The following is a 16,603-nucleotide window of genomic DNA, read 5'->3' as shown; positions in this document are numbered from 1 at the left end:
CAGGGCCGTGGTCGGCCGGCGAAAGGTGGCTAATCGTTTCGTTGTTTTTATGCCGCAAGGCTGCTGTGGATAAACAACCTGTTCTTTTGCCGGAGTGTGCGTTCGGGCCGGGAAACGGCCATGTCCACGGGCGACATGGCCGAATCGAATTCCGACGCGCCAACCCTTGTAGCGCGGGGCTGGTCGCGATAAGCACGCCGATGTCGCGGATGGGAATGTACACAGCCCCAGGCTTGCGCATTATCGGAGCCATAAGAAAGGCCGACAGTCGGCTGCTGGAGATGAACATGTCCGATACCTTCCTCAATCCGGTCACCACCCAGACCTGGGCCAATGGCCGCCACATCGTGCGCTGCGTCAAGGTCATCCAGGAGACCTGGGACGTGCGCACCTTCTGCTTCATGGCCGACCAGCCGATCATGTTCTTCTTCAAGCCCGGGCAGTTCGTCACTCTTGAACTGGAGATCGAAGGCAAGCCGGTGATGCGCTCGTACACCATCTCCAGTTCGCCGTCGGTGCCCTACAGCTTTTCCATCACCGTCAAGCGCGTGCCGGGCGGGCTGGTGTCGAACTTCCTCCACGACACCATGCACGAAGGCGCCGAACTGCCGGTGCACGGGCCGGTGGGGCTGTTCAATGCCATCGACTTCCCGGCGCCCAAGGTCCTGTATCTTTCCGGTGGCGTGGGCATCACGCCGGTGATGTCCATGGCGCGCTGGTTCTACGACACCAACGCCAATGTCGACATGGTGTTCGTGCACAGCGCCCGCTCACCGAAGGACATCATCTACCACCGCGAGCTGGAGCAGATGGCTTCGCGCATCCCCAACTTCAGCCTGCACATCATTTGCGAGAAGCATGGGCTGGGCGAGCCGTGGGCGGGTTATCGCGGCTACCTGAACCAGCGGTTGATGGAGCTGATCGCCCCGGACTACCTCGAACGCACGATCTTCTGCTGCGGCCCGACGCCCTACATGAGCGCGGTCAAGCGCATGCTCGAAGCCGTCGGTTTCGACATGAAGAACTACCACGAGGAATCGTTCGGCGCGACGCCGCCAGAGGCCAAGGCCGATGCGGTCGAGCACGCCGAGCAGGCCGCCGATGCGCCGGAAGTGGATGTGGCCGACCTCAACCTGGTGGAGTTCGTCGGCAGCGACAAGAGCATCCGCGTGGCCCCGGGCGAGACCGTGCACGCAGCGGCGGCCAAGGTCGGGCTGATGATTCCCAAGGCCTGTGGGATGGGCATCTGCGGCACCTGCAAGGTGCTCAAGCTGGGTGGCGAGGTGGAGATGGAGCACAACGGCGGGATCACCGAGGAGGATGAGGCTGAAGGCTACATCCTGTCGTGCTGCAGCGTACCGAAGGGGGATGTGCGGATCGAGTACTGATCCGAGCGTGCATGGGGCTGCTGCGCAGCCCATCGCGGCACAAGGCCGCTCCTACAGGGTTACGCGTTTCCTTGTAGGAGCGGCCTTGTGCCGCGATGGGCCGCAAAGCGGCCCCAGCTTTTTCAAGTACGGAAGCGAGCCACCAGGCCACTGAGATCCACCGCCAGGCGCGACAGCTCAGCGCTTGCCGCGCTGGTCTGGTTCGCCCCGGTGGCGCTCTGCACCGACAGGTCGTTGATGTTCACCAGGTTGCGGTCCACCTCGCGGGCCACTTGGGCCTGCTCCTCGGCGGCGCTGGCGATCACCAGGTTGCGCTCGTTGATCTGCGCCACCGCCCCGGCGATGGTGTCCAGCGCAAGGCCCGCGCCACGGGCGATGTTCAGGGTCGACTCGGCGCGCTCGGTGCTGGTGCGCATCGAGTCCACGGCCTGCTCGGTGCCGCCCTGGATGCTGCCGATCATCCGTTCGATCTCGCTGGTGGACTGCTGGGTGCGATGCGCGAGGGCGCGTACTTCGTCGGCGACCACGGCGAAGCCACGGCCCGCTTCACCGGCGCGGGCGGCTTCGATGGCGGCGTTGAGCGCCAGCAGGTTGGTCTGGTCGGCCAGGCCACGGATCACGTCGAGCACCTTGCCGATATCGCGCGATTGCTCGGCCAGGTGGGTGATCAGCTTGGCGGTGGCCTGCACATCGCCGCTCATGCGCTCGATGGCACCCACGGTCTCCATCACCAGGTCGCGGCCATCACCGGCCGAACGGCTGGCTTCGCTGGAGGCTTCCGAGGTGCTCACCGCGTTGCGCGCTACTTCCTCGACTGCGCTGGTCATTTCGGTGACAGCGGTGGCGGCCTGCTCGATCTCGTTGTTCTGCTGCTGCAGGCCACGGGCGCTCTCGTCGGTGACGCTGTTGAGCTCTTCGGCGGCCGAGGCCAGCTGGGTGGCGGAACCGGCGATCAGCTGCAGGGTGTCGCGCAGCTTGTCCTGCATCTTGGCCATGGCTTTCAACAGGCGCGCGGCCTCGTCGGTGCCGTCGGCGTCGATGTGGTGGGTCAGGTCGCCCTCGGCGATCTGCTCGGCAGATTTCAGCGCTTCGTCGATGGGCTTGACGATGCTGCGGGTGAGCAGGAAGGCGAACAGCAGGGTCAGCACGGTCGCGGCCACCAGCAGGCTGATCACCAGGCCGAAGGCGCCGCTGTACTGGCTGGCGGCGGCTTCGTTGGTGGCGCTGGTCTGGTCGGTGTTGATGCGTACCAGGGTGTCCATGACTTTGTTGACCTGCTCGGAGTTGTCCAGCAGGTCACGGTTGAGCAGGTCGCGCAGGGCATCGAGGTCGCCGGCCTGGCTCAGGGTGCGCATGCGCGCCTCGAGCTGGCGGTACTGGTTCAGCAACTGGCTGTACTGGTCGTAGGCGGCCTGTTCGTCGGCGGCGCTGACCAGCGGCTCGTAGGCACGGCGGGCCTTGTCGATCTGGGCATTGCGTTCGTCCAGCAGGCGCAGCGTCTCCTGCTGGGTGGCCGGCTCGCGGTTGAGCAGCAGGCGGTAGGAGAGGGTGCGCAGGCGCAGGTTCAGCGCGGTCAGCTCATCGAGGGTCTTGATGCTGGGTACGCTGACTTCTTCGATGGTCACGCCGGCCTGGCGGATGTTGCCCATCTGGATCAGGGAGAACACACCCAGGCCGAGCATCAGCAGGCCGATGACCGAAAACCCGAGCAGCGCGCGCGGGGCGATGTTCATGTTGCGTAGGGACATGGAGGCGGTATCCAAGGCAGTGAGGGGGCCGCGATCCATGCGACGGAAAAAGACCTACCTGCCTATCGGTCGTGACCGACCAGTCTTGAGTGGCGGATGATGAAACTGTGAAGCCGCTAACGAACTTCCTGACCAGCGGTTGCCGCAGGTTGGAACAAGGGGGGCGATATCCGGTCAACCTCCCCAGGCAAAAACCTTTTGAATCCGATATTTAATGGCGGGGGCGCAGGTTTTTCCTTATCGTGTGCGCCCTTTGCAACAACCCGAGATAGACGCATGTTGGAAACTTCCCTGAATCAACTCGAGCAACTGGTCAGCGACCTGATGCACAAGAACGCGCAACTGGCCGAGCAGAATGCCAGCCTCAGCCAGGAACTGGCCCAGGCCAAGGAAGAGAACGACAGCCTGCAGTTGTCGCTGATGGAGCAGGAAGAGAAGCACGGCGCCACCGCCGCCCGCATCCAGGCCCTGGTCGAGCGCGCCAGCGCGGGTGTCGTGAACGCATGAGGCGGCCAGAACAGCCGATCAATGTCGTGTCGATCCTTGGCAACGACTATTCGCTGAAGGCCCCCGAGGGCCAGGAAGACACCCTGAACCAGGCCGTGCGCATGCTCAATGTCGCCCTGGCCGAGACCAAGCGCCAGTTCCCGACCCTGATCGGCGACAAGCTGCTGGTGCTGGCCGCCTTGAACCTGTGCTCCAAGCAGATCGAACTGCAGCGCGAGCACGACCGCACCCTCGAGCGCACCCAGGCGCAGATCGACGCCACCGTCGACGCCATCAGCCGGACCATCGGCGACCAATAACAACAGAATGCGCAACCCCCTGTAGGAGCCGGCTTGCCGGCGAACCATGCGGTGAAGTCACCGACGCGTTCGCCGGCAAGCCGGCTCCTACAGGGGTATTTGTATTGTTCAATATCTGTGGATTGATCGGATACTTGAGTGTATACACTTCCCCAAAAACAATAATTGGCGGGGAAGATTGGCATGCGCATCTGGCGGCGGAGTATCCAGTGGCAACTGATCGCGAGCATGGGCGGCGCCCTGCTGGCGAGCATCCTGGTGGTGGTGGCGATCTACACGGTGGCGGTCAACCGCCTCACCGAGCGCTACCTGGTCGACACGGCGCTGCCGGCCAGCGTCGAGGCGATCCGCAACGATATCGAACGTATGCTCGGCCAGCCGCTGGTGGCGGCGGCGGACATCGCCGGCAACACCCTGCTGCGTGACTGGCTGGCCGCCGGGGAAAACCCCGCCGAGCTGCCACGCTTCATCGAATACCTCGAGGCCGCCAAGCAGCGCAACAAGGCCTTCACCACCCTGTTCGCCTCCACCCGCACCGGCCACTACTACAACGAGAAGGGCCTGGACCGCACCCTCAGCCGCGCCAACCCCAAGGACAAGTGGTTCTACGGCTACATCGACAGTGGCGCCGAGCGCCTGATCAACATTGACATCGATGGTTCCACGGGTGAGCTGGCGCTGTTCATCGACTACCGGGTGGAAAAGGCTGGCCAGCTGGTCGGCGTGGCCGGCATGGGCCTGCGCATGACCGAGCTGTCGAAGCTGATCCATGACTTCAGCTTCGGCGAGCACGGCAAGGTATTCCTGGTGCGCAACGATGGCCTGATCCAGGTGCATCCCGACCAGCAGTTCAGCGGCAAGCGCCAGCTGGCCGAGCAGCTGGACGCGGAGGCGGCCAAGGCGGTGATGAGCGGCGCCGCTGGATTACGCACCACCCGCTTCGACCGTGACGGGGAGCGTTATCTGGCATTGGGCCTACCTCTGCGCGACCTGAACTGGACCCTGGTCGCCGAGGTGCCAGAGGCCGAGATCTATGCCCAGATGCGTCACGCCGTCTGGCTGACCAGCCTGATCGGCGGCGCGGTTGCCCTGGCGTCGTTGTTGCTGGTGGTGCTGCTGGCGCGCGGGCTGGTGCGACCGATTCGCCAGGTCACTGCGGCGTTGGTGCAGATCGGCAGCGGTGGGGGCGACCTCAGCCATCGCCTTGACGACTCGCGCCAGGATGAACTGGGCGACCTGGCCCGGGGCTTCAACCGTTTCCTCGACAGCCAGCGTGGCCTGATCGGCGAAGTGCTGCGCACCACCGAGCGCCTGCACCTGTCGGTGGAGCAGGTCACCCAGGTTGTGGATAACACCGCTGATCGCTCCGGGCGGCAGCAGGAAATGACCGAGATGGTCGCCACTGCCGTTCATGAAATGGGCCTGACCGTGCAGGACATCGCCCAGAATGCCGGCGCCGCCGCGCAAGCTTCGCAGTCTGCACGCGACGAGGCGTTGCAGGCGCGGGAGGTGGTGCGCCGTTCGATCCATGGCATCGAAGGCATGTCCGGCGAGATCGGCCGTGCCGCCGAGGCGGTCACGCAACTGGCCGACGAGGTCGCCTCGATCGACGAGGTACTGGCGGTGATCCGCAGCATTTCCGAACAGACCAACCTGCTGGCGCTCAATGCTGCCATCGAGGCTGCTCGGGCGGGCGAGATGGGGCGTGGTTTCGCCGTGGTCGCCGACGAGGTGCGCACCCTGGCGCGGCGCACCCAGGTGTCCACCGACGAGGTGCAGCAGATGATCCACCGTCTCAAGCAAGGTGCGGGCACTGCCGTGGCGTCGATGCAGGCGGGGCAGCAGGCGACTGGCAGCGGTGTCGAGTCCAGCCAGCGCACGGGCACCTCGCTGGGGGCGATCACCGATCAGGTCGAACGCATCAGCGACATGAACCATCAGGTGGCCACGGCGACCGAGGAGCAGTCGGCGGTAACCGAGGAAATCAACCGCAACGTGCAAGGGATTTCCGATCTGGCGCGGCAAACGGCCAGCGAAGTGCAGGGGTGTCGCGAGGAGTGCCAGGCGTTGCGTGGCTTGGCCGATGACCTGGCGCGGCAGATGGGCGGTTTCAGGCTTTAGGTCGCTGGGGCCGCGTTGCGGCCCTTTCGCGGCACAAGGCCGCTCCTACAGGTATTGCGATCCCCTGTAGGAGCGGCCTTGTGCCGCGAAAGGAGGGCAAAGCCCTCCCGGCATTGGATCAGGCACCAAAGATGGCGCGGATATCCGCCGCCAGTTCTCGCACCCGGGCTTCCTGGGTATCCCACGAACACATGAACCGTGCCCCACCACTGCCTATGAAGGTATAGAACCGCCAACCTTTGTTGCGCAGTACTTCCAGCGCATGCTCCGGCATCTGCAGGAACACCCCGTTGGCCTCTACCGGGAACATCAGTTCCACACCCGGCAAGTCACTCACCAACGACGCCAGCAGCTGCGCGCAGTGGTTGGCGTGCTTGCCATGGCGCAGCCAGGCGCCGTCTTCCAGCAGCCCGACCCATGGCGCCGACAGGAAGCGCATCTTCGACGCCAGTTGCCCGGCCTGCTTGCAGCGGTAGTCGAAGTCCTCGGCCAGCTGGCGATTGAAGAACAGGATCGCCTCGCCCACCGCCATGCCGTTCTTGGTGCCGCCGAAGCACAGCACATCGACCCCGGCCTTCCAGGTCAGCTCGGCCGGCGAGCAGCCGAGGAACGAACAGGCGTTGGTGAAGCGCGCGCCGTCCATGTGCAGGTTCAGGCCCAGCTCCTTGCAGGTGGCGCTGATCGCCTTGAGCTCTTCAGGGCGATACACGGTGCCCACTTCGGTGGCCTGGGTGATGGTCACCACGCGGGGCTTGGGGTAGTGGATGTCCTGGCGCTTGAGCGCCACTTCGCGGATCGATTCGGGCGTGAGCTTGCCGTTGACGCTGGCGGCGGTGAGCAGCTTGGAGCCGTTGGAGAAGAACTCCGGCGCGCCGCATTCGTCGGTCTCGACGTGGGCGGTCTCGGAGCAGATCACGCTGTGGTAGCTCTGGCACAGCGAGGCCAGGGCCAGGGAGTTGGCGGCGGTGCCGTTGAAGGCGAAGAACACCTCGCAGTCGGTCTCGAACAGCTTGCGGAAGTATTCCGAGGCGCGTTCGGTCCACTGGTCGTCGCCGTAGGCGCGTTGGTGGCCGTGGTTGGCCTTTTCCATGGCCGCCCAGGCTTCGGGGCAGATGCCGGAGTAGTTGTCGCTGGCGAATTGTTGATTGTTGTCGGTCATGACGCCTGTCCTTTTGTACGACGCAGGCACGCACTCTAAACCATCGATTCAGCGGTTGCCTATGTAGGAGCGGCTTCAGCCGCGAAAGGGGCGCGAAGCGGCCCTGGGGATCCATGGCAAGGCGCGGATCGTCGGGGCTGCCGTGCAGCCCTTTCGCGGCTGAAGCCGCTCCTACAGAGGATTCGCGGAGTCCGCAGGCCAATGTCGTAAACGCGCCATTGCAAGGCGCGCGCAGGCATCTGTGCCGCCGTGCCCGGTCATACCATCGCTGCAAAGGGTGGGAAAACCCTCACCAGACAAGAAACGATCGCTGCCGGGAGATACACGATGTTCAGCAAGCAAGACCAGATCCAGGGTTATGACGACGCACTGCTGGCGGCGATGAATGCCGAGGAGCAGCGCCAGGAAGATCACATCGAGCTGATCGCCTCGGAGAACTACACCAGCAAGCGCGTGATGCAGGCCCAGGGCAGCGGCCTGACCAACAAGTACGCCGAGGGCTACCCGGGCAAGCGCTACTACGGCGGCTGCGAGCATGTGGACAAGGTCGAGGCCCTGGCCATCGAGCGCGCCAAGCAGCTGTTCGGCGCCGACTACGCCAACGTCCAGCCGCACTCCGGCTCCTCGGCCAACGGTGCCGTGTACCTCGCCCTGCTGCAGGCCGGCGACACCATCCTGGGCATGAGCCTGGCCCACGGCGGCCACCTGACCCACGGCGCCAAGGTGTCGTCCTCGGGCAAGCTGTACAACGCCGTGCAGTACGGCATCGACACCAGCACCGGGCTGATCGACTACGACGAAGTCGAGCGCCTGGCCGTCGAGCACAAACCGAAGATGATCGTCGCCGGCTTTTCGGCCTACTCGAAGACCCTCGATTTCCCACGCTTCCGTCAGATCGCCGATAAAGTCGGCGCGCTGCTGTTCGTCGACATGGCCCACGTCGCCGGCCTGGTCGCCGCCGGCTTGTACCCGAACCCGATCCCCTTCGCCGACGTGGTCACCACCACTACCCACAAGACCCTGCGTGGCCCGCGTGGCGGCCTGATCCTGGCCAAGAGCAACGAAGAAATCGAGAAAAAGCTCAACGCCGCCGTGTTCCCCGGCGCCCAGGGCGGCCCGTTGATGCACGTGATCGCCGCCAAGGCGGTGTGCTTCAAGGAGGCGCTGGAGCCTGGCTTCAAGGCCTACCAGAAGCAGGTCATCGAAAACGCCCAGGCCATGGCCCAGGTGTTCATCGAGCGCGGCTACGACGTGGTCTCCGGCGGCACCGACAACCACCTGTTCCTGGTCAGCCTGATCCGCCAGGGCCTGACCGGCAAGGACGCCGACGCCGCCCTTGGCCGCGCCCATATCACCGTCAACAAGAACGCCGTGCCCAGCGACCCGCAGTCGCCGTTCGTCACCTCGGGCCTGCGCATCGGCACCCCGGCCGTCACCACCCGTGGCTTCAAGGTCGCCCAGTGCGTGGCGCTGGCCGGCTGGATCTGCGATGTGCTGGACAACCTGGGTGATGCCGATGTCGAGGCCGATGTGGCCAAGAACGTCGCCGCCTTGTGCGCCGACTTCCCGGTCTACCGCTGAGTGGAGCAGAACACCATGCAACGTTATTCAGGCTTCGGCCTCCTCAAGCACTCCCTCAGCCACCACGAGAACTGGCAGCGCATGTGGCGCACGCCGACCCCGAAAAAGGTCTACGACGTGGTCATCGTCGGCGGTGGCGGCCATGGCCTGGCCACCGCCTACTACCTGGCGAAAGAACACGGCATCACCAACGTGGCGGTGGTCGAGAAGGGCTACCTGGGCGGCGGCAACACCGCCCGCAACACCACCATCGTGCGCTCCAACTACCTCTGGGACGAGTCGGCGCACCTGTACGAACACGCCATGAAGCTGTGGGAAGGGCTCTCGCAAGACATCAACTACAACGTGATGTTCTCCCAGCGCGGCGTGTACAACCTGTGCCACACCCTGCAGGACATCCGTGACTCCGAGCGCCGGGTCAACGCCAACCGCCTCAATGGCGTCGACGGCGAGCTGATCCGCACCGAGCAGGTCGCGGCCGAGATCCCGTACCTCGACTGCTCGAAGAACACCCGCTACCCGATCCTCGGCGCCACCGTGCAACGCCGTGGCGGCGTGGCCCGTCACGACGCCGTGGCCTGGGGCTTCGCCCGTGCCGCCGACGCCCTGGGCGTGGACCTGATCCAGCAGACCGAGGTGATCGGCTTCCGTAAAGAGAACGGCGCCGTGATCGGCGTCGAAACCAACAAGGGCTTCATTGGCGCCAAGCGCGTCGGCGTGGTCACCGCGGGCAACTCCGGCCACATGGCCAAGCTGGCGGGCTTTCGCCTGCCGCTGGAATCGCACCCGTTGCAGGCGCTGGTATCCGAGCCGATCAAACCGATCATCGACAGCGTGATCATGTCCAACGCCGTGCACGGCTACATCAGCCAGTCCGACAAGGGTGACCTGGTGATCGGCGCCGGTATCGACGGCTGGGTCGGCTACGGCCAGCGCGGCTCCTACCCGATCATCGAGCACACCCTGCAGGCGATCGTCGAGATGTTCCCGATCCTCTCCCGCGTGCGCATGAACCGCCAGTGGGGCGGCATCGTCGACACCACACCGGACGCCTGCCCGATCATCTCCAAGACCCCGGTGAAGAACATGTTCTTCAACTGCGGCTGGGGCACCGGCGGCTTCAAGGCCACCCCGGGCTCGGGCAACGTCTTCGCCGCGAGCCTGGCCAAAGGCGAGATGCACCCGCTGGCCGCGCCTTTCTCCATCGACCGTTTCTACAACGGTGCGTTGATCGACGAACACGGCGCCGCTGCCGTCGCCCACTGACCCGGAGACAACCGTCATGTTGCAAATCTTCTGTCCCCACTGCGGCGAGCTGCGCTCCGAGGAAGAATTCCACGCGTCGGGCCAGGCGCACATCGCCCGCCCGCTGGACCCGAACGCCTGCTCCGACGAGGAGTGGGGCACCTACATGTTCTTCCGTGACAACCCGCGCGGCATCCACCACGAACTGTGGGACCACGTCGCCGGTTGCCGCCAGTACTTCAACGTCACCCGCGATACCGTGACCTACGAAATCCTGGAAACCTACAAGATCGGCGAGAAGCCGCAGGTCACCGCCACCTCGAAACAGAGCACCGCGCCAGCGACCGCCAAGGGCCAAGGGGAAAAAGTATGAGCCAGACCTATCGCCTCGCCAGCGGCGGCCGTATCGACCGCAGCAAGGTGCTGAACTTCAGCTTCAACGGCAAGACCTACCAGGGCTATGCCGGCGACACCTTGGCCGCCGCGCTGCTGGCCAACGGTGTCGATATCGTCGGGCGCAGCTTCAAGTACTCGCGCCCCCGCGGGATCATCGCCGCCGGCACCGAAGAGCCGAACGCGATCCTGCAGATCGGCTCCAGCGAAGCCACCCAGATCCCCAACGTGCGCGCCACCCAGCAGGCCCTGTATGCCGGCCTGGTGGCCAACAGCACCAACGGCTGGCCGAACGTCAACAACGACATGATGGGCATCATCGGCAAGGTCGGCGGCAACATGATGCCGCCCGGGTTCTACTACAAGACCTTCATGTATCCCAAGTCGTTCTGGATGACCTACGAGAAGTACATCCGCAAGGCGGCGGGCCTGGGCCGTGCGCCGCTGCAGAACGACCCGGACAGCTACGACTACATGAACCAGCACTGCGACGTGCTGATCGTCGGCGCCGGCCCTGCCGGCCTGGCTGCCGCCCTGGCTGCCGCACGCAGCGGTGCCCGGGTGATCCTCGCCGACGAGCAGGAAGAGTTTGGCGGTACCTTGCTCGACAGCCGCGAGACGCTGGACGGCAAACCGGCCGCCGATTGGGTCAACGCCGTCGTCGCCGAACTGGAGTCGCTGCCGGAAGTCACCCTGCTGCCGCGCAGCACGGTCAACGGCTACCACGACCATAACTTCCTGACCATCCACGAGCGCCTCACCGACCACCTCGGCGACCGTGCGCCGATCGGTCAGGTGCGCCAGCGCGTGCACCGCGTGCGTGCCAACCGCGTGGTACTGGCCGCTGGCGCCCACGAGCGTCCGCTGGTGTACGGCAACAACGACCTGCCGGGCAACATGCTGGCTGGCGCGGTCTCGACCTACGTGCGCCGCTACGGCGTGGCCCCTGGCCGCAAGCTGGTGCTGTCGACCAACAACGACCACGCCTATCGCTGCGCGCTGGACTGGCACGACGCCGGCCTGCAGGTGATCGCCATCGCCGACGCCCGCCACAACCCACGCGGTTCGCTGGTCGAGGAAGCCCGCGCCAAAGGCATCCGCATCCTCACCTCCAGCGCCGTGATCGAGGCCAAGGGCAGCAAGCACGTCACCGGCGCCCGCGTGGCCGCCATCGATGTGCAGGCGCACAAGGTCACCAGCCCGGGGGAAACCCTCGAGTGCGACCTGATCGCGACTTCCGGCGGCTACAGCCCGGTCGTGCACCTGGCCTCGCACCTGGGCGGTCGCCCGGTCTGGCGTGAAGACATCCTCGGCTTCGTGCCGGGCGATGCACCACAGAAGCGCGTATGTGTGGGTGGTGTGAACGGTGTCTACGCCCTGGGCGATGTGATCGCCGACGGCTTCGAAGGCGGCGTGCGCGCGGCCACCGAGGCCGGTTTCAAGGCCAGCGCCGGCACCCTGCCGAAAACCCTGGCACGCAAGGAAGAAGCCACCGTGGCGCTGTTCCAGGTGCCCCACGACAAGGGCACCGCCCGTGCGCCCAAGCAGTTCGTCGACCAGCAGAACGACGTCACCGCCGCCGCCATCGAACTGGCCACCCGCGAGGGCTTCGAGTCGGTCGAGCACGTCAAGCGCTACACCGCCCTGGGCTTCGGCACCGACCAGGGCAAGCTGGGCAACATCAACGGCCTGGCCATTGCCGCCCGTTCGCTCGGGATCGGCATCCCGGAAATGGGCACTACCATGTTCCGCCCCAACTACACGCCGGTGACCTTCGGCGCAGTGGCGGGCCGGCACTGCGGCCACCTGTTCGAACCGGTGCGCTTCACCGCCCTGCATGCTTGGCACATCAAGAACGGTGCCGAGTTCGAGGACGTTGGCCAGTGGAAGCGCCCGTGGTACTTCCCCAAGCCCGGCGAAGACATTCACACCGCCGTGGCCCGCGAGTGCAAGGCCGTGCGTGACAGCGTCGGCCTGCTGGACGCCTCGACCCTGGGCAAGATCGACATTCAGGGCCCGGATGCGCGTGAATTCCTCAACCGCATCTACACCAACGCCTGGACCAAGCTTGACGTGGGCAAGGCCCGCTATGGCCTGATGTGCAAGGAAGACGGCATGGTCTTCGACGACGGCGTGACCGCCTGCGTCGGCGACAACCACTTCATCATGACCACCACCACCGGCGGCGCCGCCCGCGTGCTGCAATGGCTGGAGCTGTACCACCAGACCGAATGGCCAGAGATGAAGGTGTACTTCACCTCGGTCACCGACCACTGGGCGACCATGACCCTGTCCGGCCCCAACAGTCGCAAGCTGCTGGCCGAAGTCAGCGACATCGACCTGGACAAGGAAGGTTTCCCGTTCATGAGCTGGAAGGAAGGCTTGGTCGGCGGTGTGCCGGCGCGGGTGTTCCGCATCTCGTTCACCGGCGAGCTGTCGTACGAGATCAACGTCCAGGCCAACTACGCCATGGGCGTGCTGGAACAGATCGTCGAGGCGGGCAAGAAGTACAACCTGACCCCGTACGGCACCGAGACCATGCACGTGCTGCGCGCCGAGAAGGGCTTCATCATCGTCGGCCAGGATACCGACGGCTCGATGACCCCGGACGACCTCAACATGAGCTGGTGCGTCGGCCGCAACAAGGCGTTCTCGTGGATCGGCCTGCGTGGCATGAACCGCGAGGACACCGTGCGCGAGAACCGCAAGCAGCTGGTGGGCCTGAAGCCGGTCGACCCCAACGTGTGGCTGCCGGAAGGCGCCCAGTTGGTGTTCGATCCGAAGCAGCCGATCCCGATGGACATGGTCGGCCACGTCACTTCCAGCTACGCGGCCAACTCCCTGGGTTATTCGTTCGCCATGGGCGTGGTCAAGGGCGGCCTCAAGCGCCTGGGCGAACGGGTGTATTCGCCCCAGGCCGACGGCAGCGTGATCGAGGCCGAGATCGTGTCTTCGGTGTTCTTCGACCCGAAAGGCGAGCGGCAGAACGTTTGATTCCAGGGATTGTGGAGGCAGGCCGCGTTCCTGTAGGAGCCGGCTTGCCGGCGAACAGGGCCCTGGGCCTCACCACACCGCTGCGTCGTATCGACGAACAAGAATTCAAGGCAGGTAAGAAATGAGCGCTATCAACGTCTTCCAGCAAAATCCCGGCAGCGATGCCAAGGCCCAGTCGCCGCTGCACCACGCCGACCTGGCCAGCCTGGTCGGCAAGGGCCGCAAGAACGCAGGCGTGACCCTGCGGGAAAAGAAACTGCTTGGCCATCTGACCATCCGTGGTGATGGCCACGACCAGGCCTTCGCCGGCGGCGTGCACAAGGCCCTGGGCCTGGAACTGCCGGTGGCCCTGACCGTGGTCGCCAACAACGAGATGTCGCTGCAGTGGGTGGGCCCGGACGAGTGGCTGCTGATCGTCCCCGGCGGCCAGGAATTCGCCGTCGAGCAAAAACTGCGCGACGCCCTCGAAGGCCAGCACATCCAGGTGGTCAACGTCAGCGGCGGGCAGACCCTGCTCGAACTGCGCGGCCCCAATGTGCGCGACGTGCTGATGAAATCCACCAGCTATGATGTACACCCGAACAACTTCCCGGTCGGCAAGGCCGTCGGCACCGTGTTCGCCAAGTCGCAACTGGTGATCCGTCGTACCGCCGAAGACACCTGGGAACTGGTGATTCGCCGCAGCTTCTCCGACTACTGGTGGCTGTGGCTGCAGGACGCGTCGGCCGAGTACGGCCTGGCCATCGAAGCGTAAGGAGCAATCATCATGAGTCGGGCACCGGACACCTGGATTCTCACTGCCGACTGCCCGAGCATGCTCGGCACGGTCGATGTGGTGACGCGTCATCTCTACGAGCAGCGCTGCTACGTCACCGAGCACCATTCCTTCGATGACCGGCTGTCGGGGCGGTTCTTCATTCGCGTGGAGTTCCGCGCCCCGGACGGTTTCGACGAAAACGCCTTCCGCGCGGGGCTGGCCGAGCGCAGCGAAGCGTTCGGCATGGCCTTCGAGCTGACCGCGCCGAACCACCGGCCCAAGGTGGTGATCATGGTGTCCAAGGCCGACCACTGCCTGAACGACCTGCTGTACCGCCAACGCATCGGCCAGCTGGCCATGGACGTGGTCGCGGTGGTGTCGAACCACCCCGACCTCGAGCCCTTGGCGCACTGGCACAAGATCCCCTACTACCACTTCGCCCTCGACCCCAACGACAAGCCCGGGCAGGAGCGCAAGGTGCTGCAGGTGATCGAGGAAACCGGTGCCGAGCTGGTGATTCTTGCCCGCTACATGCAGGTACTGTCACCGGAGCTGTGCCGGCGGCTGGACGGCTGGGCGATCAACATCCACCACTCGTTGCTGCCGGGGTTCAAGGGCGCCAAGCCGTATCACCAGGCGTACAACAAGGGCGTGAAGATGGTCGGCGCCACGGCGCACTACATCAACAACGACCTGGATGAAGGGCCGATCATCGCCCAGGGCGTGGAGGTGGTGGACCATGCCCACTACCCCGAGGACCTGATCGCCAAGGGCCGTGATATCGAATGCCTGACCCTGGCGCGGGCGGTGGGCTATCACATCGAGCGGCGGGTGTTCCTCAACGCCAATCGCACCGTCGTTCTCTGATCCAACCCGATCCCTGTAGGAGCCAGCTTGCTGGCGAATAGCCGCGCCACCCAGGTGCTGCTGTTCGCCAGCAAGCTGGCTCCTACAGGGGAAGCGGCGCTTCGGCGCAATCAGATATCCCCCTGTCGCATCCAGTCACCGCCCCACCGCTTATCCAGCCCACAATCCCCTCATTCCAGTAACACAGGCCGCCCACGGACGGCGGCGCTTTCCACCACCGCTGCATAACTACAAATCAAGCGAGGTAAGAAGCATGTCTGGTAACCGTGGAGTGGTGTATCTCGGCGCGGGCAAGGTCGAGGTGCAGAAGATCGACTACCCCAAGATGCAGGACCCGCGCGGCAAGAAGATCGAGCACGGGGTCATCCTCAAGGTGGTCTCCACCAACATCTGCGGCTCCGACCAGCACATGGTCCGCGGCCGCACCACCGCCCAGGTCGGCCTGGTCCTGGGCCACGAAATCACCGGTGAAATCGTCGAAATGGGCCGTGACGTCGAACGCCTGAAAATCGGCGACCTGGTGTCGGTACCCTTCAACGTCGCCTGCGGCCGCTGCCGCTCGTGCAAAGAGATGCACACCGGCGTCTGTCTCACCGTCAACCCGGCCCGCGCCGGCGGCGCCTACGGCTATGTCGACATGGGTGACTGGACCGGTGGCCAGGCCGAGTACGTGCTGGTGCCCTACGCCGACTTCAACCTGCTGAAACTGCCCGACCGCGACAAGGCCATGGCGAAGATCCGCGACCTGACCTGCCTGTCTGACATCCTCCCCACCGGTTACCACGGTGCCGTCACCGCAGGTGTTGGCCCGGGCAGCACCGTGTACGTTGCGGGTGCCGGCCCGGTCGGCTTGGCCGCTGCCGCTTCCGCCCGCCTGCTGGGCGCGGCCTGCGTCATCGTCGGCGACCTCAACCCGGCCCGCCTGGCCCACGCCAAGTCGCAAGGTTTCGAAGTGGTCGACCTGTCCAAGGACACCCCGCTGCACGAGCAGATCATCGATATCCTCGGCGAGCCGGAAGTGGACTGCGCCGTCGATGCGGTTGGCTTCGAGGCCCGCGGCCATGGCCATGAAGGCGCCAAGCACGAAGCCCCGGCCACCGTGCTCAACTCGCTGATGCAGGTGACCCGCGTGGCCGGCAAGATCGGTATCCCCGGCCTGTACGTGACCGAGGACCCAGGCGCGGTGGATGCCGCCGCCAAGATTGGCGCCTTGAGCATTCGCTTCGGCCTGGGTTGGGCCAAGTCGCACAGCTTCCACACCGGGCAGACCCCGACCATGAAGTACAACCGTCAGCTGATGCAGGCGATCATGTGGGACCGTATCAATATCGCCGAAGTGGTGGGGGTGCAGGTGATCAGCCTGGACCAGGCACCTGAAGGGTATGGCGAGTTCGATGCGGGTGTGCCGAAGAAATTCGTGATCGACCCGCACAAGACCTTCAGCGCTGCGTGATGGCTGGCAGTGGGGGGCCACCAGATGGGTGGTGGCCCCACGCTGTGCAGGCTGGCCCGTCGGGATGAACACCGATGGCCGGGCTGGAACA

General features: G+C 65.1%; 13 protein-coding genes and 2 pseudogenes. 12 read left to right on the top strand and 3 right to left on the bottom strand.

From position 1 onward, the window contains the following. Window positions 1-287: 287 nt before the first annotated feature. Window positions 288-1,388: a glycine betaine monooxygenase reductase subunit gene (gene gbcB / locus NGM28_RS02100; protein ID WP_252088519.1), complete on the top strand. Its 1,101-nt coding sequence runs from the start codon at window positions 288-290 to the stop codon at window positions 1,386-1,388. A gap of 122 nt (window positions 1,389-1,510) precedes the next feature. On the opposite strand, the gene NGM28_RS28905 is transcribed toward gbcB, so the two are convergent. Further along, window positions 1,511-2,374 (bottom strand): methyl-accepting chemotaxis protein, encoded by an 864-nt coding sequence (locus NGM28_RS28905; protein WP_431196970.1) that lies wholly within the window; start codon window positions 2,372-2,374, stop codon window positions 1,511-1,513. Further along, window positions 2,366-3,121 (bottom strand): annotated as a pseudogene (locus tag NGM28_RS28900) (MCP four helix bundle domain-containing protein); the annotation flags it as partial. The gene NGM28_RS28905 and the pseudogene NGM28_RS28900, both read right to left, overlap by 9 nt. A 291-nt stretch (window positions 3,122-3,412) precedes the next feature. Here NGM28_RS28900 and NGM28_RS02090 point away from each other — a divergent pair. The 4 genes and pseudogenes from NGM28_RS02090 to NGM28_RS28890 all read left to right on the top strand — a co-directional run bounded on the left by NGM28_RS02090 (window position 3,413) and on the right by NGM28_RS28890 (window position 6,063). Continuing rightward, the gene (locus tag NGM28_RS02090; RefSeq protein ID WP_011536153.1) at window positions 3,413-3,643 is read left to right on the top strand and encodes a hypothetical protein; all 231 of its coding nucleotides are present in this window, start codon (window positions 3,413-3,415) and stop codon (window positions 3,641-3,643) included. Continuing rightward, the gene (locus NGM28_RS02085; protein WP_011536152.1) at window positions 3,640-3,942 is read left to right on the top strand and encodes a cell division protein ZapA; all 303 of its coding nucleotides are present in this window, start codon (window positions 3,640-3,642) and stop codon (window positions 3,940-3,942) included. The genes NGM28_RS02090 and NGM28_RS02085 overlap by 4 nt, the downstream gene beginning before the upstream one ends. A 183-nt stretch (window positions 3,943-4,125) precedes the next feature. Further along, window positions 4,126-5,199 (top strand): annotated as a pseudogene (locus tag NGM28_RS28895) (HAMP domain-containing protein); the annotation flags it as partial. 126 nt (window positions 5,200-5,325) lie between these two features. After that, window positions 5,326-6,063, top strand: a complete 738-nt coding sequence (locus NGM28_RS28890; protein ID WP_420806635.1) for a methyl-accepting chemotaxis protein — start codon at window positions 5,326-5,328, stop codon at window positions 6,061-6,063. Window positions 6,064-6,181: 118 nt separating this feature from the next. On the opposite strand, the gene NGM28_RS02075 is transcribed toward NGM28_RS28890, so the two are convergent. Next, entirely contained in the window at window positions 6,182-7,222 is a 1,041-nt protein-coding gene (locus NGM28_RS02075; RefSeq protein WP_240065289.1) for a threonine aldolase family protein, read from the bottom strand. A 327-nt stretch (window positions 7,223-7,549) separates the two neighbouring features. Here NGM28_RS02075 and NGM28_RS02070 point away from each other — a divergent pair, with 327 nt between their 5' ends. The 7 genes from NGM28_RS02070 to fdhA all read left to right on the top strand — a co-directional run bounded on the left by NGM28_RS02070 (window position 7,550) and on the right by fdhA (window position 16,512). Further along, complete coding sequence (locus NGM28_RS02070; protein ID WP_252088516.1) at window positions 7,550-8,803, top strand: serine hydroxymethyltransferase; 1,254 nt, start codon at window positions 7,550-7,552, stop codon at window positions 8,801-8,803. A 15-nt stretch (window positions 8,804-8,818) separates the two neighbouring features. Further along, window positions 8,819-10,069: a sarcosine oxidase subunit beta family protein gene (locus tag NGM28_RS02065; RefSeq protein WP_240065291.1), complete on the top strand. Its 1,251-nt coding sequence runs from the start codon at window positions 8,819-8,821 to the stop codon at window positions 10,067-10,069. A 16-nt stretch (window positions 10,070-10,085) separates the two neighbouring features. Beyond that, window positions 10,086-10,421: a sarcosine oxidase subunit delta gene (locus NGM28_RS02060; RefSeq protein ID WP_011536147.1), complete on the top strand. Its 336-nt coding sequence runs from the start codon at window positions 10,086-10,088 to the stop codon at window positions 10,419-10,421. Continuing rightward, window positions 10,418-13,435 (top strand): sarcosine oxidase subunit alpha, encoded by a 3,018-nt coding sequence (locus NGM28_RS02055; RefSeq protein ID WP_252088515.1) that lies wholly within the window; start codon window positions 10,418-10,420, stop codon window positions 13,433-13,435. Before NGM28_RS02060 ends, NGM28_RS02055 begins: the two co-directional genes overlap by 4 nt. Window positions 13,436-13,556: 121 nt before the next feature. Continuing rightward, window positions 13,557-14,189, top strand: coding sequence for a sarcosine oxidase subunit gamma (locus NGM28_RS02050; RefSeq protein WP_240065293.1), 633 nt, complete (start codon window positions 13,557-13,559; stop codon window positions 14,187-14,189). Between the two features lie 12 nt (window positions 14,190-14,201). Beyond that, complete coding sequence (gene purU / locus NGM28_RS02045; RefSeq protein ID WP_011536144.1) at window positions 14,202-15,059, top strand: formyltetrahydrofolate deformylase; 858 nt, start codon at window positions 14,202-14,204, stop codon at window positions 15,057-15,059. Window positions 15,060-15,312: 253 nt separating this feature from the next. After that, window positions 15,313-16,512 carry a formaldehyde dehydrogenase, glutathione-independent gene (gene fdhA / locus NGM28_RS02040; RefSeq protein ID WP_240065294.1) on the top strand — a complete coding sequence of 400 codons (1,200 nt, stop codon included), beginning with the start codon at window positions 15,313-15,315 and terminating at the stop codon, window positions 16,510-16,512. The last annotated feature ends 91 nt before the right edge of the window (window positions 16,513-16,603 follow it).

Source organism: Pseudomonas sp. MWU13-3659, assembly GCF_023757525.1.
Lineage (GTDB): Bacteria > Pseudomonadota > Gammaproteobacteria > Pseudomonadales > Pseudomonadaceae > Aquipseudomonas > Aquipseudomonas entomophila_E.
This window is presented reverse-complemented; position numbering and strand designations above follow the sequence as displayed.

What these genes read in the sequence shown, in the direction of transcription:
- gbcB (WP_252088519.1), top strand. Translation starts at nt 288, where the DNA reads ATGTCCGATACCTTCCTCAATCCGGTCACCACCCAGACCTGGGCCAAT.
- NGM28_RS28905 (WP_431196970.1), bottom strand. Translation starts at nt 2,374, where the DNA reads ATGCAGGACAAGCTGCGCGACACCCTGCAGCTGATCGCCGGTTCCGCC.
- NGM28_RS02090 (WP_011536153.1), top strand. Translation starts at nt 3,413, where the DNA reads ATGTTGGAAACTTCCCTGAATCAACTCGAGCAACTGGTCAGCGACCTG.
- NGM28_RS02085 (WP_011536152.1), top strand. Translation starts at nt 3,640, where the DNA reads ATGAGGCGGCCAGAACAGCCGATCAATGTCGTGTCGATCCTTGGCAAC.
- NGM28_RS28890 (WP_420806635.1), top strand. Translation starts at nt 5,326, where the DNA reads ATGACCGAGATGGTCGCCACTGCCGTTCATGAAATGGGCCTGACCGTG.
- NGM28_RS02075 (WP_240065289.1), bottom strand. Translation starts at nt 7,222, where the DNA reads ATGACCGACAACAATCAACAATTCGCCAGCGACAACTACTCCGGCATC.
- NGM28_RS02070 (WP_252088516.1), top strand. Translation starts at nt 7,550, where the DNA reads ATGTTCAGCAAGCAAGACCAGATCCAGGGTTATGACGACGCACTGCTG.
- NGM28_RS02065 (WP_240065291.1), top strand. Translation starts at nt 8,819, where the DNA reads ATGCAACGTTATTCAGGCTTCGGCCTCCTCAAGCACTCCCTCAGCCAC.
- NGM28_RS02060 (WP_011536147.1), top strand. Translation starts at nt 10,086, where the DNA reads ATGTTGCAAATCTTCTGTCCCCACTGCGGCGAGCTGCGCTCCGAGGAA.
- NGM28_RS02055 (WP_252088515.1), top strand. Translation starts at nt 10,418, where the DNA reads ATGAGCCAGACCTATCGCCTCGCCAGCGGCGGCCGTATCGACCGCAGC.
- NGM28_RS02050 (WP_240065293.1), top strand. Translation starts at nt 13,557, where the DNA reads ATGAGCGCTATCAACGTCTTCCAGCAAAATCCCGGCAGCGATGCCAAG.
- purU (WP_011536144.1), top strand. Translation starts at nt 14,202, where the DNA reads ATGAGTCGGGCACCGGACACCTGGATTCTCACTGCCGACTGCCCGAGC.
- fdhA (WP_240065294.1), top strand. Translation starts at nt 15,313, where the DNA reads ATGTCTGGTAACCGTGGAGTGGTGTATCTCGGCGCGGGCAAGGTCGAG.